The organism is Puniceibacterium antarcticum, assembly GCF_002760615.1.
In the GTDB taxonomy this organism is placed as follows: domain Bacteria; phylum Pseudomonadota; class Alphaproteobacteria; order Rhodobacterales; family Rhodobacteraceae; genus Puniceibacterium; species Puniceibacterium antarcticum.
Map to the genome: position 1 here is coordinate 1 of NZ_AWWI01000019.1, position 14,648 is coordinate 14,648.

Genomic DNA, 14,648 nt, shown 5'->3' on the forward strand with positions numbered 1-14,648 from the left:
CGTCGCCGCCCGGGTGCCGCGCGACGCCCGCCGCGCCTTCTGGGCCTGGGCGTTCCACGAAACCCCGTGGCACAGCCACAAGCGCGGCGCCGAACGCGACGCCGCACAGCTGCTCAAGGACGCCATTGCGCAGGGCGGCGCGCCAAAGACGCCGAGACAGGGCCAGATCGCCCTTGTCGGCGCAGGCCCCGGCGCACGCGATTTGCTGACGCTGCGCGCGGTCGAACGCCTGCAAGAGGCGGATGTGATCTTTTACGACCGCCTCGTCGATCCCTCTGTTCTGGAACTCGCCCGGCGCGATGCGGAACGGGTGTTTGTGGGCAAGGTCGTCGGCGCCACCGCCTGGCCACAGGACCGCATCAACGCGCTGATCGTGGCCGAGGCGCAGAAAGGCCGCCGCGTGGTCCGCCTGAAATCCGGCGATCCGGCAATCTTTGGCCGCGCGAGTGAAGAGAGTGAGGCCGCCCGCGCCGCCGGCATTCCCATCGAACTGGTGCCCGGCGTCACGGCGGTGTCGGGCGCAGCTTCGGCGCTGGGCCGTTCGCTCACCATTCGCGGGGAAACCGACACGCTGATCCTGACCACCGGCCAGTGCCGTGACGGCGATGCGGCGCCGGACTGGCAGCACCACGCCCGCCCCGGCACCGCGCTCGCGTTTTACATGTCGGTGGGTCATGCCGGGGACATCACCGCCGCGCTGCTGGCCAACGGGATGCCGTCAGACCTGCCCGTGACCATCGCCGTCAAGGTGACGCAGCACGGGCAGCGCTTCGTTGAGACGACGGTTGGCACGCTCCCCGCCACGCTGGCCCGCGAACAGGTCACCGGCTGCGCGGTGATCATGGTCTCCTGGCCGAAATCCGTGCCCGCCGTGGCACAGGCACCCCTGCGCCTGACCGCCTGAGCCGGCCTTTAGAGACGCCGCCCCAGCGACCCCGCCGCCCAGGTGCCAAAGTCGCGCAGCATCAGATCGCTGGCGGCGTCAAAGGCACGCACCACATCACCGACGTTCGACGTCGGCGATTGCGCCGTCCCGCTGAACGTGCGGCTCGCGACGATCTGAACATCGCTTTCGCGGATCAGGTTGGCCACCATCCGCAAGCGGATCACCACCGGCGCACCCTCCGCACCGGCTTCGGCCTGAAAATCCGTGATCTCGGTCAGAATGGCATAATCCCCGCCCGCGCCCAGCGGCGTGCGCCCGACATAGCGCACCGCCTGCGTCCGTTCGAGCGCGCGCATCATCAGCGTCTGCACCAGCTGCGGCACATCCTCGGACCAGCGCACGCCGGGCAGATATTGCGCCTGATAGGGGTCGGGGCGGATCATGATCCGGTCGGTCTGTAAGGCGCCGCCGGTGGTTGGCGTTTCGATTGTCACCGACAGGGGCAGAGAAGTGCCCCGCGCTGTCGGCATGTCCTCGGGCGCGCGCAGCTCATAGACATCCAGCGGCACGGTTACATCCGAAATGGCCGTGATCGCCGAACAGCCCGCCAGCCCCAACAGGCCAAGACACAGGGCAGAGGCACGCAGGATCAAAGAATGGACGGTCATGAAGCACCTCATCGTCTGAAATCGGGGGTCGACTTGTTCAGGAAGAATCGCGCCGGGTCGCGCTGAATGCTGGTTGTCAGCCGGTTGAGATTGTCGATCAGCGTCCGCGCCTCGGATGCAAGCCGACTGTACAGCGGCAGGCCGGTGTTGGCAAAGTCGCTGATCGCCCCGCCAGAGGCTTCGACCACGCGCTGCACCTCGGCAAAGGTCTGCTCGGCTGCGCGGCTGGCGGCACGCAGGTCCGCCGAAATCTCGGGGATATCACTCGACACCTGATCAATCGCGCCGTTCAGCTTGCCGATCGCCGTGCGCAGATCGGCGGTGATGCCCGAAATATCGTCGTTGATCACCCGGTCCGCTCCGTCAAAGGCCCGCGTCGCCGCGCCCAGTGCATCCTCGCCCACGGCCAGCGCCGAATTGACCGCATCCAGCGTGTCATTGGCCCTGGCAAAGGTGTCGGTCACCTGATTCAGCGTGCCCTCGGCGCTGGCCGACAGCGTCTCGACCCGGCCCGACGCATCGGTCAGGTTCTGACCGACATCGCGGATCACCTGGCTTGCGGTGGCGGTGGCGGTCTTGATGTTGGCGATGATGGCCGGCATGTCGTTTTCGGTCATCGCGTTGATCGACTCCAGCGCCTGGGTGGCGCCGCCGATCATGCTGCGGGCCTCGGTGATCATGTCATAGGCGTCTTTTTCCATCAGATCCTGAAAACTGACAGAGGCCTCGTCCATGGTGGTCAGCGTGCTTTCGAGGTTCGCAATCATCGTCTCGGTGTCGGACAGGATCTTGCGCGCCTCTGTCAGACGGGCCGTGGCGGCAAGGCCAGTGTCGTTGAACGTGTTCAGCATCCGGCTGGCATCCTGGCGCACCGTGTCAACCTGCGCGCGCAGATCGGTCACCGTCAGCTGCAGTTCCGCTGTCAGCTCGGGCAGATCGTTGGACAGATAGCCGTTGGCGGTGGTGAAGGTGCCCGTCGCGGCATCCAGCGTCTTTGTGCCCTCGTCCAGCACACCCTTGGCCTGTTCGGACAGTTCGTTGATCGAGGTCAGCGTGCTGTTGGCGGTGTTCAGCACCCGCGACAGATCACCGGTCAGGGTCTCAAGCGTGCCGTTGAACCGGTCGATCTGACCGGCAAAGCCCGAAACGGATTCCGTCACATTGGAAAAGCTCTGCAAGGTGGTGGCAAAATCATCCGACGCGTTTTCGACATTCTGCAGGATGTTGCTGATCCGGTCACGGTTTTCGCCGTTCAGGATGGCGCCAAGGCCTTGAACCACCTTCAGCGTCTCTGACAGGATCTTGGGCGCATCTTCGGACAGCGTCTGCAGGGTAGAACGGCCCGGCTGGATATGCGGAATCTCGCCCTCGGCGGGTGCGACCAGCGGTGCCTCTGGCGTGCCCGCGCTGATGCCGACATAGGACACACCGGTCACACCTTGGGATTCGATTGTGGCAATGCTGTCGGCGCGCACCGGGGTGTCGGCATCCACCTCGATGCGGACGGTGATCGTGCCGTCGCGTTCGGGTGACAGGGTCACGTCCACGACCTGACCCACCGGCAGCCCGCTAAAGCGCACATCCGACGCATTCGACAGCCCCGAAACAGAGGTGAAGGCCACGTCGTAATAGGCAAACTGCCGGTCCAGCTGCAGCTGCGCGAACCACAGGAAAAAGGCCAGGATGCCGGTCAGCCCGGCCAGGGTAAAGATCCCGATCAGCAGGTAATTGGCGCGTGTTTCCATAGCTCAGCGCTCCTTTTGTCCGGTTTGCGCCAATTCGTCGGCCGAAGCCGTCGCCGCACGGGCGCGCGGGCCGTGGAAATATTCGTGCACCCAGGGGTGATCCACCTGCAACATGTCATTCATGGTCCCGGTGACAAGCACCTTCTTTTCCGCAAGCACGGCAATGCGATCGCAGGTTGCATGCAGGGTATCAAGGTCATGAGTTACCAGAAAAACAGTTAATCCTAGTGAAAGGCTCAAGCTGCGGATCAGCGTGTCGAAATCCGCAGCGCCGATGGGGTCCAGCCCCGCCGTGGGCTCATCCAGGAACAGCAGTTCGGGGTCCAGCGCCAGCGCACGGGCAAGCCCGGCCCGCTTGCGCATGCCCCCCGACAGCTCGGACGGGAACTTGTCCCCCGCCAGATAGGGCAGGCCGACCATCGACACCTTGAGGTCCGCAAGTGCGCTGCGCAGATGCGGGTCCAGCCCCGCCACCGCGCGCATCGGCACCTCGACATTCTCGCGCACGTTCAGCGATGAAAACAGCGCACCATCCTGAAACATCACGCCCCAGCGGTGTTCCAGATCGACGCGGGTATCTTCATCCGCCGTGCGCACATCCGTGCCCAGCACCTCGATTGTGCCGGCACTTGGGGTCTGCAGCCCGCAGATCGTGCGCAGCAGCACCGATTTGCCGGTGCCCGACCCGCCTACAACGCCCAGAATCTCGCCCCGGTAGACGTCCAGATCCAGATCGTCATGCACCACATGGCTGCCGAACTGGTTGCGGATGCCGCGCAGCCGGATCGCGACCTCTCTGCCAGAGTTTTCGGGGGTCTGGTTCATGCTCACATCCCGATCTGTGCGAAAAAGACGGAAAACACCGCGTCCGCCACGATCACCGCAAAGATTGCCGTGACCACCGCACTTGATGTCATCCGGCCCAGCGATTCCGCATTGCTCTGGACCTGCATCCCGGCATGACAGCCGACAATGCCGATGATCACCGCAAAGAACGGCGCCTTGATCATGCCGACCGCCACGTGGCTGATGTCGGTGCCTTCGACCAGCCGGGTGACGAACATGGCCGGCGAAATGCCAAGGTCGACCCAGGCCATCAGCCCGCCGCCCAACAACCCCATGACATCCGAGACAAGTCCAAGGATCGGCAGCATCAGGATCAGCGCCAGAATGCGTGGCACGAACAGCACCATCGCCGGGTCAAGTCCCAGCGTGCGCATGGCGTCGATCTCTTCGCGCATCTTCATCGACCCGATGGCCGCGGTAAAGGCTGACGCCGTCCGCCCCGCCACGATGATCGAGGTCAGCAGGATTCCCAACTCGCGCAGGATCGAAATGGCCAGCAGATTGACCACATAGACCTCTGCCCCGAACTGGCGCAGCTGGCTCGACCCCTGAAACGCCAGAACGATCCCGATCAGAAACGACATCAGCGCCACGATGGGCACGGCGCGCAGGCCGACATCTTCGCAGTGATGCACCAGCGCCGTCAGGCGGAATTCCGACGGGTGCCGCACAGCCCGTGCCAGCCGCGCCAGAAACAGCCCGAAAAAGCTGATCAGCGCCAGCAGGAACTGCGCCGTCTGCACGACCGCCTTGCCAACCGCCTCGATCCGCGTGCGAAGGGTGGTGGGGTGGCGCGCTTCGGTCTCGGGCTGGGGCAGGGCGTCGGTGACGGTTTTCAGCAGGCTCACCAGCTGATCGCTGGCACCGGATATCTCCAGTGACTGACCGGCCTGTTCCAGCCGCGTGCGCAGCGTGACCAGCGCCCAGGCACCCGCCGTATCCATCCGCTCAAGGCCGGACAGATCGGCCACAACCGGCGCCGTCGCATCAATCGTGTCCAGACGCCGGGTCAGGCCACTCACCTGCGCAATGGTCAACGCGCCGCGCAGGACCAGCCTGACCGGCGATCCCGACGTCGTGATATCAATATCCATGTCAGGGTTTTGGGGCATATTGCACTGCAGGGCCTGTTCGACTGCGCCTTAAGAGGTCGTCCTAGCACGGGTTGCCGCCGAGCGTAAGGCGCGTTACGCCCGGTGGTGAATCCGGGCGCATTGGACAATTCCTCAGGAAAATGGCAACCAAGCGGCCCTTGGCGCGTTATGCACATGGCATGTGCAAAAAAAGAGGCCCGAGTAGTGCAATTTTCGAACCGTTTGTCGTCCGCTGTTGTTCAGGGGATGCTCGGCCTTTTTATGGCCATCACCCTTCTGATGACCTCTCCTGCATCGCTGTCCGCACAGGGCCTTCTGCCCGCCACCCAAGCCACCGAGGAGTCCTCTGCTCAGGATGGCGCTACCGCCTCTGAAACACCCGCTGACCCGCTCAAGGCACTGCTCGATGTGCTGCAGGACGACACCGCCCGCAGCAGACTCATCTCCGAACTTGAAAAACAGACATCTGCCTCCGGCGCTGAAACGCCATCCGATACGTCCGGGGCTGATCAGGGCATCGTGGACACCGCCGTCGAAAACGCGACCGATGGCGCGGGCGTGCTCGAAGACAGCATCGTCTCTCTTGGTGGAAAGATCGCGCTGATCACGCAAAGCATTGCCGAAACCGCCGCTGCTCAGGTGCTGTTCACCTGGAACAGCCTCCAGAATGCCGGCAGCGTGTTCAATGGCCTGCAGGGCGGCGAACTCGCGGTATTGCTAGAGGCGGGACAAAGCCTGCTGCTGGTCATCGTGATGACGGTGGTGGTCTTTCTGACCCTGCGCGCGCTGACCATTCCCCTGTTCAAACGGCTGGGAAAACGCTCGCAGAACGGCTCTTTCGTGGGCAACGCCCTGCGGTTTGCAGGCTCTGTGCTGATGGACACGCTGACGGTCGTGATCGCCTGGGCCATCGGCTATGCGGTCACAACGCTCGCGCTGGGCGAATTCGGCCAGATCGATTTCCGCCAGTCGCTCTATCTCAACGCCTTCTTGCTGGTCGAGATGGTCAAGGTCGCCATGCGTGCCCTGCTTTCGCCCTCGTCCCGCGGTCTGCGGCTCATCCCGCTCAGCAACACCGCCGCGCGCAAGCTCAACCGCCTGGCGAATGTGGTGGTCAGCATTCTGGGCTATGGCCAGCTGCTGATCGTGCCGATCATCAATCAAAGCGTCTCTCCCGCCGCCGGCGTTGCCGTCTCGGCGCTGCTGTCGGTGATTGTGCTGCTCTGGCTGATCGTCTCCGTGGTGGTGAACCGCGCTCGCGTGGCCCGCTGGCTGCACGACCGCATTGCCCCGCCAACCGTCACCGCCGACACCGGCGCCGAGGGGGCGCCGGACAGCGACGGCCCCGACCTCATCGAAGAGGCCGAGCGCAAGATTCAGGGCATCCTTGGCCCCTTCGTGCGGCACTGGCACTGGTTCGCGCTGGCCTATCTGGGCTTCATGTTCATCGTGGTGATGAGCCAGCCAACCGATGTCGTGATGGGCTACCTTGCCGCCTCGGGCAAGATCGCGCTGGCGGTTCTGCTGGCCTCGGCCATCACCGGCGCCATTTCCAAGACGATTTCCAGCGGCATCTTCCTGCCGGATGAGCTGAACAAGAAGCTGCCGCTGCTGCAGCCCCGGCTGAACCAGTTCGTGCCGCGCGTGCTGCTTTTGCTGCGCTATTTTGTGGCCCTGCTGGTTGTGCTCTATATCTTTGACGTGATCGGGCTGGTCGGGCTGCGCGGCTGGATGGAAAGCCAGATCGGCATGTCCATGACCGGCAATGTCATCTCGGTCTTCCTCGTGCTGATGGTGGCCTATGGCCTCTGGCTCGCCATGACCTCCTGGGTCGATTTCCGCCTGAACCCGGATTACGGAACCATCCCCACCGCGCGGGAAAAGACGCTGCTCAGCCTGCTGCGCAACGCCGCGACCATTGCGATCTTCATCCTGACGATCATGTTCTGCCTTGCTGAAATCGGCCTTAATATCGGCCCGCTTCTGGCCTCTGCCGGGGTGCTGGGTCTGGCCATCGGTTTCGGTGCCCAGAAACTGGTGCAGGACATCATCACAGGTGTCTTCATCCAGTTCGAAAACGCGATCAACGTCGGCGACGTGATCACCGTGGGCGGCACCACGGGTGGCGTGGAAAAGCTGACCGTGCGCTCTGTCTCGCTGCGGGATGTGAACGGCGTGTTCCACATCATCCCCTTCTCTTCGGTGGATATGGTCAGCAACTACACCCGCGACTTCTCGTACTTTGTCTGTGACATGGGCGTCGCCTACCGCGAGAATGTGTCCGAGGTGAAGCAGGCCATGCTCGACGGCTTTGACCAGCTGCGCAGCGACCCGGATCAGGGCAAGCTGATCACTGCCGATCTCGAATGGTTCGGTCTCAACTCCTTTGGTGACAGCGCGGTGGTCTGCCGCGCCCGGATCAAGACTCTGCCGGGCAGCCAGTGGGGCGTGGGCCGCGCCTATAACGAGATCCTCAAGACGATCTTTGACGAGCGCGGAATCGAAATTCCCTTCCCGCATCAGACCATCTTCTTTGGCGAGGCCAAGGATGGCACCACCCAGCCCATCCGCATCGAAGATGCCGAGGTGCAGCAAGAGGCGGTCGCGGCACAGCCTGCCAAAGAGCAGCCCAGCCAAGAGTCGCAGAACAAGGTCAACAAGCGGCTCGCCACCGATGCTGATGACGAAGACAGCTTTGACGACCGTTGAGGTGTTTCGGGTTTAACCTGCGGCAAAGGGCATCGGATTTCGCGTTCTACCAAGGGGGAAGACAGCGAATATCCGATCCAAGTTTAACCCGAAACGCTGTAAGGCGCCTCGCCGATTGCGCAAGGCCGCGATAATCGCCTGAAAACACAGTCCACCGGACAGGGCGGCGTGGGGAACCGCGCCGCCCTGTCTGCATCGGCCCCGGATCAGCCGGCGTCAGCGCACGCCCCCGGCACCCTCCCCGGCAACTCCCATTGTGCCGGGCTCCGAAAGGGCGCAATGATCAATGCATGAAACCCAAAATCCTTACCACGCTTCCGCTCTATGACCGGCATCAGCTGGTCAGTGATCTCCTCGCCGGTGTGACCGTTGCCATGGTTGCGCTGCCGCTCAGCATCGCCATTGCCGTCGCCTCGGGCGCAACCCCGGAAAAGGGGCTGATCACCGCGATTGTCGGTGGTTTCCTGATTTCGCTGCTTGGTGGCAGTCGGGTGCAGATCGGTGGCCCCACTGGTGCCTTCATTGTCGTCGTCTTCGGCGTCATTGTGCAGCATGGCTATGACGGCCTTGTCCTGGCCACTTTGATGGCCGGGATCATCATGCTGATCGCGGGCTTCCTGCGCGCGGGCAGCCTTGTCGCTTATGTGCCCGAACCGGTGATCAACGGCTTTACCGTCGGCATCGCGATCATCATCGCCACCAGCCAGATCAAGGATCTGTTCGGCCTGTCGGTGGCAGAACTTCCCGCCGAATTTGTGGGCAAGATCACAGCGCTCTGGTCCGCCCGCGACACGTTCAGCCCGCCCGCGCTGCTGATCGGGCTGGCCACGATGGTGCTGATCGTCGTGCTGCGCCGCCTTGCGCCCAAATTTCCCGGGCTGATCGTCGCGGTCGGCCTCACCTCGGCCTGCGTGGCGCTGGCGATCCTGCCGGTCGACACGATCTTTTCTCGCTTCGGGGCTCTGCCCAACACGCTGCCGCTCCCTGGCTTTCCCGAAATCACCTTCGCGAGGGTTATCGAACTGCTGCCCTCGGCCTTTGTCATCGCCTTTCTGGCCGGCGTCGAATCGCTTCTGTCTGCGGCCGTCGCGGACCGGATGATCGGCGGCCATTACCGCCCGAATGCCGAAGTGCTCGCTCAGGGCTGCGCCAATATCGGCTCTGCGCTGTTTGGCGGGCTGCCCGCAACCGGCGCCATCGCCCGCACCGCAACCAACGTGCGCGCGGGTGGCAAGACGCCCGTGGCGGGCATGGTGCATGCCCTGACCATCCTGCTGGTGATGCTGGTGGCTGCCCCCCTGGCCGGATACATGGCGATGCCCGCACTGGCTGGTCTGCTGATCCTGACCGCCTGGAACATGAGCGAGCCGCACAAATGGCGCGGCTACATGCGCGAACGCATGTCTGACCGCATTCTGCTGCTTCTGACCATGGTGCTGACGGTCTTTGCCGATCTCACCGTCGCTATCGGTGTCGGTGTCGCCATCGGCCTTGCGCTGCGCCTGCGCCGTCAAAAGGTCCCGCCCAAGGAATGGTCCACGCCGGATCACTGACGCCTGCTGGACCCATCTCAACGCACCCGCTCTGGGGCGTTGCGGGATGCCGCAGAAAGGCTGCGACGTCAGATCCGGGTTAGGAGGCCCTCAGACCTCTTTCGCCGTGATGTTCTCCGTCTTGACCGCCTGTGTCGCAGGCCTCAGGCGCAGGATTTCCGCCGACAGAACCGCCGCCGTCTGCGCCAGGGTGAACTGCGCCTCGACCCGGGCACGGCCCCCCAGCGACAGGCGCATCGCGGCCTCTGGGTCGTTGGACAGATCGCGGATCGCCTGCGCCATCATCCGCGGATTGCGCGGCGGCACCAGCCGCCCCGAAACGCCGTCCTCGATCAGCTCTGGCACACCGCCGGCCTCGGTCGCGATGCATGGCACGCCACAGGCCATCGCCTCCATGCAGGCCATGCCCAGCGGCTCCTGCCAGCTCGCCTGCGCAAAGATCTGGCTGTCCATCAGCTTTTCGCGCACCGCATCGGGGCTGATCGCCCCCAGCAGTTTCACGTGATCGCGCAGGTGCTGATCCTTCAGCTGCTTTTCCAGAACTAGCCGGAAGCCCGTGCCGCCGTCCTCATCCTCGCCCGCGATTTCCAGACGCACATCCACACCCTGATCCAGCAGCAGGCGCATGGCATGCAACAGATCCTGATGCCCCTTTTCGGGGCTCAGCCGGGCACAGCTGAACAGCTTGACCGGCTTGCCGTGGGTGGGGGGCACATAGGGCGCCGTGCGGCTCAGCGCGTCGATATCGACGCCGACTGGCGCAATGCCGACCCGTTCGGGCAGCGCGCCGTCCAAAGCGGCCTGCAGTTCCATCCACAGCTGCTGCGTGAGGACTGCGCCAAACCCAGCGCCCTGCCATTTGAACCGTTGCCCGGGACCCTGCCCGGACAGCGGACCATGCAGCATCAGCGAATACCGCGGCCCGCCCATGCGCCGCGCCAGGGCTGCGATCACCGCCGCCCGCCCGCAGGACTGCACATGGATATGCTCCAGCCGCTCTGCCCGGGCGCGGCTCAGCAGCTGCTGAGCCGCCGACAGGGTCAGCAGCGCATCGCGTGAAAACCCTAACCCGCCCTGCGCCATCCACAGCGGCAGACCGCGCGGCAGCAGCCGCGCGAAGCCGCCCAAAGCCGCAGGAACATTTATCCCGCCCAGAAAGGTGGTGCGCGCGATCGCCTCTTCGGCCCAGCCAACCGCCAGCAGCGGCTCGGGCGGCGGCGTCGACGACAACACATCGACATGGTGCCCCAATGCCTCAAGCGCCCGAATGTCGCGCCAGAAATAGATATGGCTCTGTCCCGGAAAACGCGGAACAAGATACCCGATCCGCAAAGGATGTCCCAAACGTCGGCCTCTGATGATTTTACCTGTCGCAGCAGCACGACATATGTCGGCAGGTTTTAGATCATTGCGGGAAATGACCATAGGGTACTGACCCAGCCCTGGCGCAGAGAGGGCGGATTTTTGAAATGTGTGGCCCGTTTGGTACGTTCTGACAGGCGCGCGATTGCGCCCGCCGGCGCCGCTTGGGCGAATCCGCGCCTCAGCCGTGCTCGGCCAGACTGTCCTGCGGCGCCTGCGCGCGCTCAAACATGCCGTAGTCTCGGATCACGTGGCACACCTTCAGCGTGTAATCGGAAAACACCCCGGCGCGGCCACGGCTTTGTGCCCCGCGATGGGCGTGCAGGCAGCGCCAGCGCGCCACCGCCGCCTCATCCTCGAAATAGCTGATCGACAGCAGCTTGCCCGGGGTGGTCAGGCTCTGGAACCGCTCGACCGACAGAAAGCCTTCGACCTCTTCCACCATCGGCCGCATGGCCGCAGCGATATCAAGGTATTCCTCGCGGCGCCCCTCCGCCGGAATCACTTCGAATATGATCGCGATCATGATGTTCTCCTCAAAACCTGCGCGCACCCTGCGCAGACCGGCCCGCTCTGACAAGCTGAACCCTTCATCTGCCCCCCAAATATCCCGGGGGACGCCCGCAGGGCGGGGGGCAGAGCCCCCTTGCGCCCGGGCCGAAATCACCGCCAGATGACAGTGCACAGCACCGGAGCCCCCATGCACATCCTCCCCGTCAGCCCCTCTGTTCCCGCCGAACATGACTCCCCCGCGCCCGACCGGCTGATTTCAGGCGATCCGCAGTTCACCACCTGGAACCTCGAATCGGCCGACGGCCTTTATTGCGGCATCTGGCGGGCGACCCCGGGCAAATGGCACGTCTCTTATGACGAATGGGAATACTGCCGCATCCTCTCGGGGGTCTCGATCCTGACCGAAACCGGCCAGCCGCCCCAGACCTACACCGCAGGCGACAGCTTCATCCTGCGCCCCGGCTTCACCGGCACCTGGGAGGTGCTGGAAACCACCACAAAGGATTACGTCATCCGCCTCTGACCCGGCGCACCCCACCGGGCGCGCCCATAGGCCTCAGACTGCGTCGGGCATGCTAAAGGTGAACACCGTCCAGCCTTCGCTGGCAGTGACATCCAGCACCCCGCCATGGCCCTTCGCAATCTCGGACGAGATATAGAGACCCAGCCCCAGACCTCTGCCGCGGGGGCGGTCCGACAGCTGCTCGAACGGCTGGAACAGCGTTGCGATCATCTCTGGCGGAATCGGCTCGCCCCGGTTTGCGACCGCAATGACCAGCGCTCCGTCGCGCACCCGCGCCGTGACGCGGATCTCCTCGCCCTGCGCGCCGTGGGTGACGGCATTGCCCAGAAGGTTGGACACCATCTGTGCCAGCCGCGCGCGGTCACATCGCACCTGCTCCGGCAGATCGATATCCGCCAGAATCTCCACCTCGGGTGATACGGCGTCCAGCTCGGCGATGATCTCCTGCAGCGTCACGGCCAGATCGCCGGTCAGCTGCGGCACGATCTCGATCCCGCCGCCCTGCCGGGACCGCGCGGCATACAGCAGATTCTCGATCAGATCCGACATGCGCTGCACCGATCCGCGCATCAGCGTCGCGATGTTCTGGCCCTTTTCGCTCAGCCCGGTGCGGTCCAGCATCCGGAACCCGGCATTCAGAACGCTGACCGGGTTGCGCAGATCATGGGCCAGAATCGCGATGAACCGCTCCTGCACCTCGGACAGATGGCGCTCGCGTTCCACCGCCTCTTCGGACTGGCGCAGCTGTTCATCCGCATCCAGCCCCTGACCGATCAGCGCCGCGAACATCCGGAACATCGACAGCACCCGCGGATCGCTCAGCTTGCGCGGGGCGGGATCAATCGCGCAGAGCGTGCCGAAAAACCGCCCGTCCGCCCGCGTGATCGGGACCGAGATATAGCTGCGCAGCCCGTAGCGCGCAGGTGTGTGATGGTCGCGATACACCTCATCGTTGGCGGCATCGTCGATGACGATCTCCGACTCCGATTCGCGGACCTGATGGCACAGCGTGCTTTCCACCTCCAGCTCACTGCCCGGGTGCAGGCCGAACGCCATTGTGTCCAGCGCGCGGCAGGTCACCCAGCGCGAGTCTGTCACCCGCGCCACCGCGGCAAAGCCCATGCCGGTGGCCAGCAACACGGTTTCAAGGATGACAGGCACCTGGGGGCTGCGTCCGATTGCGTCAATATCCGCTTGGAACGGGTGGGGTTCCGCGGCCATAAGAGTGTCCAAGCGTGCAAATCCATGACATGAGAATAGTTTGTAACAATTCTAAACGCGCCTCGGGAAATTGCAATCCACCCCCACCATAGCGACCCAACTGACCTCGGGGCGCGCAGGGTGCTCGGCATCCGCCACTCTCGCTCAGGGCGCGCGAAAACCGCGCGCCCTGATGTGTCTCAGCTGCCGGATGACAGCCATACGCAAACCATACGCTTTCCATACGGCTTCCAGTCCCCTCAGACGACGTTGAAACCGGGGCCATAGGGGTAGTGTGTGATGTCCTCGGCCCCGTCTTCTGTGACCACCAGAATGTCATGTTCGCGGTAGCCCCCGGCACCCGGCTGACCCGCCGGAATCGTCAGCATCGGCTCCATCGAAATGACCATGCCCGGCTCCAGCACCGTGTCGATATCCTCGCGCAGCTCCAGCCCCGCCTCCCGGCCGTAGAAATGCGACAGCACCCCGAAGGAATGGCCATAGCCAAAAGTCCGGTATTGCAACAGGTCCCGATCTGCGAGGAAGTCATTGATTTTATGTGTGATTTCAGAACAGCTTGCTCCGGGCTTCAGCAGCGACATGCCAAATTCATGCGTCGCCACATTCGCCTCCCAGACCTTGAGCGAGGCATCATCGACCTCTCCCACAAACAGGGTCCGCTCCAGCGCGGTGTAATACCCCGAGATCATGGGGAAGGTGTTCAGCGACAGAATATCGCCGCGTTCCAGCACCCGCCCGGTGACCGGATTATGAGCCCCATCGGTGTTCAGCCCCGACTGAAACCACACCCAGGTGTCGCGATACTCGGCCCCCGGAAACGCCCGCGCAATCTCGACCTCCATCGCATCCCGCCCTGCCATGGCCACGTCGATCTCTCTAACCCCTTGGCGGATCGCGTCTTTTATGGCGTATCCCCCCACGTCCGCGACCCGCGCGCCCTCGCGGATCAGGGCGATTTCGGCGGGCGATTTGTGCATCCGCTGGCGCATCGTGGCCTCATGCACCGCCACCTTGCGCGAGGGCGCCAGAAACGCGTCAAGCTTGGCCAGACCCTGCAGCGTCAGATGATCCTCTTCGAAACCAATCACTTGGCCGGTGCCGGTGACCGACAGGATCGCCCGCCAGAAATTGTCGCGCTGCCAGTCGGTATAGGTGATGTTGTCGCCTTGACAGCGCCGCCACGGCTGCCCCGCGTCGATCCCTGCCGAAATCGTGACAGATTCGGTCGATGTCACGACAAGCCCATAGGGCCGCCCGAAACTGCAGTACAGAAACCCCGAATAATAGGCGATGTTGTGCATCGAGGTGAAGACGCAGGCGGTGACGCCGAGCGTCTCCATGATGCTGCGCAGCCCGGCCAGCCGCGCCTCGTATTCCTCTGCCGCAAACGGCAAAGCGACCTTTTCACCATTGTGAAAGCGATAGAATTCAGGACGTTGTGTCATGTGACCCTCCAGAAGCATGCCGCCTTTGGGGGTGTTGTGAAACCTGACCCCACCGCGTGACGGCACAGAAAGGTCCCGGCGTG

General features: G+C 63.9%; 12 protein-coding genes. 4 read left to right on the forward strand and 8 right to left on the reverse strand.

The features are described 5' to 3' along the window. Positions 1–904, forward strand: a 904-nt coding sequence (gene cobA, locus P775_RS01565) for a uroporphyrinogen-III C-methyltransferase (protein WP_143520770.1), incomplete at its 5' end; no start/stop codon positions are given. An 8-nt stretch (positions 905–912) separates the two neighbouring features. On the opposite strand, the gene P775_RS01570 is transcribed toward cobA, so the two are convergent. From P775_RS01570 to P775_RS01585, 4 genes are read right to left on the reverse strand one after another with little or no spacing between them, the layout of a single operon-like run. Beyond that, a complete protein-coding gene (locus P775_RS01570; RefSeq protein WP_099909315.1) occupies positions 913–1,554 on the reverse strand; it encodes an ABC-type transport auxiliary lipoprotein family protein in 642 nt (213 codons plus the stop codon). Positions 1,555–1,562: 8 nt separating this feature from the next. Beyond that, a complete protein-coding gene (locus P775_RS01575) occupies positions 1,563–3,299 on the reverse strand; it encodes an MCE family protein (RefSeq protein ID WP_099909316.1) in 1,737 nt (578 codons plus the stop codon). 3 nt (positions 3,300–3,302) lie between these two features. Continuing rightward, positions 3,303–4,124, reverse strand: coding sequence for an ABC transporter ATP-binding protein (locus tag P775_RS01580; protein WP_099909317.1), 822 nt, complete (start codon positions 4,122–4,124; stop codon positions 3,303–3,305). A gap of 2 nt (positions 4,125–4,126) precedes the next feature. Beyond that, positions 4,127–5,239: an ABC transporter permease gene (locus P775_RS01585; protein ID WP_180287282.1), complete on the reverse strand. Its 1,113-nt coding sequence runs from the start codon at positions 5,237–5,239 to the stop codon at positions 4,127–4,129. Positions 5,240–5,485: 246 nt separating this feature from the next. Here P775_RS01585 and P775_RS01590 point away from each other — a divergent pair, with 246 nt between their 5' ends. Both P775_RS01590 and P775_RS01595 read left to right on the forward strand, forming a co-directional pair. Further along, positions 5,486–7,948 (forward strand): mechanosensitive ion channel domain-containing protein, encoded by a 2,463-nt coding sequence (locus P775_RS01590; protein ID WP_099909356.1) that lies wholly within the window; start codon positions 5,486–5,488, stop codon positions 7,946–7,948. A gap of 290 nt (positions 7,949–8,238) precedes the next feature. Then, positions 8,239–9,501 (forward strand): SulP family inorganic anion transporter, encoded by a 1,263-nt coding sequence (locus tag P775_RS01595; protein WP_099909319.1) that lies wholly within the window; start codon positions 8,239–8,241, stop codon positions 9,499–9,501. Positions 9,502–9,591: 90 nt separating this feature from the next. On the opposite strand, the gene epsE is transcribed toward P775_RS01595, so the two are convergent. Both epsE and P775_RS01605 read right to left on the reverse strand, forming a co-directional pair. Next, the gene (gene epsE / locus P775_RS01600) at positions 9,592–10,845 is read right to left on the reverse strand and encodes an exopolysaccharide biosynthesis GT4 family glycosyltransferase EpsE (protein WP_099909320.1); all 1,254 of its coding nucleotides are present in this window, start codon (positions 10,843–10,845) and stop codon (positions 9,592–9,594) included. Positions 10,846–11,044: 199 nt separating this feature from the next. Next, positions 11,045–11,389, reverse strand: a complete 345-nt coding sequence (locus P775_RS01605) for an antibiotic biosynthesis monooxygenase family protein (RefSeq protein ID WP_099909357.1) — start codon at positions 11,387–11,389, stop codon at positions 11,045–11,047. Between the two features lie 174 nt (positions 11,390–11,563). Here P775_RS01605 and P775_RS01610 point away from each other — a divergent pair, with 174 nt between their 5' ends. Then, positions 11,564–11,899, forward strand: a complete 336-nt coding sequence (locus P775_RS01610; protein ID WP_099909321.1) for a cupin domain-containing protein — start codon at positions 11,564–11,566, stop codon at positions 11,897–11,899. 33 nt (positions 11,900–11,932) lie between these two features. On the opposite strand, the gene P775_RS01615 is transcribed toward P775_RS01610, so the two are convergent. Both P775_RS01615 and P775_RS01620 read right to left on the reverse strand, forming a co-directional pair. Next, positions 11,933–13,120: a GAF domain-containing sensor histidine kinase gene (locus P775_RS01615; RefSeq protein WP_099909322.1), complete on the reverse strand. Its 1,188-nt coding sequence runs from the start codon at positions 13,118–13,120 to the stop codon at positions 11,933–11,935. 239 nt (positions 13,121–13,359) lie between these two features. After that, positions 13,360–14,565, reverse strand: coding sequence for a M24 family metallopeptidase (locus tag P775_RS01620; protein ID WP_099909358.1), 1,206 nt, complete (start codon positions 14,563–14,565; stop codon positions 13,360–13,362). Positions 14,566–14,648 lie beyond the last annotated feature (83 nt).

What these genes read in the sequence shown, in the direction of transcription:
- P775_RS01610 (WP_099909321.1), top strand. Translation starts at nt 11,564, where the DNA reads ATGCACATCCTCCCCGTCAGCCCCTCTGTTCCCGCCGAACATGACTCC.
- P775_RS01585 (WP_180287282.1), bottom strand. Translation starts at nt 5,239, where the DNA reads ATGGATATTGATATCACGACGTCGGGATCGCCGGTCAGGCTGGTCCTG.
- P775_RS01570 (WP_099909315.1), bottom strand. Translation starts at nt 1,554, where the DNA reads ATGACCGTCCATTCTTTGATCCTGCGTGCCTCTGCCCTGTGTCTTGGC.
- P775_RS01605 (WP_099909357.1), bottom strand. Translation starts at nt 11,389, where the DNA reads ATGATCGCGATCATATTCGAAGTGATTCCGGCGGAGGGGCGCCGCGAG.
- P775_RS01615 (WP_099909322.1), bottom strand. Translation starts at nt 13,120, where the DNA reads ATGGCCGCGGAACCCCACCCGTTCCAAGCGGATATTGACGCAATCGGA.
- P775_RS01575 (WP_099909316.1), bottom strand. Translation starts at nt 3,299, where the DNA reads ATGGAAACACGCGCCAATTACCTGCTGATCGGGATCTTTACCCTGGCC.
- P775_RS01590 (WP_099909356.1), top strand. Translation starts at nt 5,486, where the DNA reads ATGCTCGGCCTTTTTATGGCCATCACCCTTCTGATGACCTCTCCTGCA.
- P775_RS01595 (WP_099909319.1), top strand. Translation starts at nt 8,239, where the DNA reads ATGAAACCCAAAATCCTTACCACGCTTCCGCTCTATGACCGGCATCAG.
- P775_RS01620 (WP_099909358.1), bottom strand. Translation starts at nt 14,565, where the DNA reads ATGACACAACGTCCTGAATTCTATCGCTTTCACAATGGTGAAAAGGTC.
- P775_RS01580 (WP_099909317.1), bottom strand. Translation starts at nt 4,124, where the DNA reads ATGAACCAGACCCCCGAAAACTCTGGCAGAGAGGTCGCGATCCGGCTG.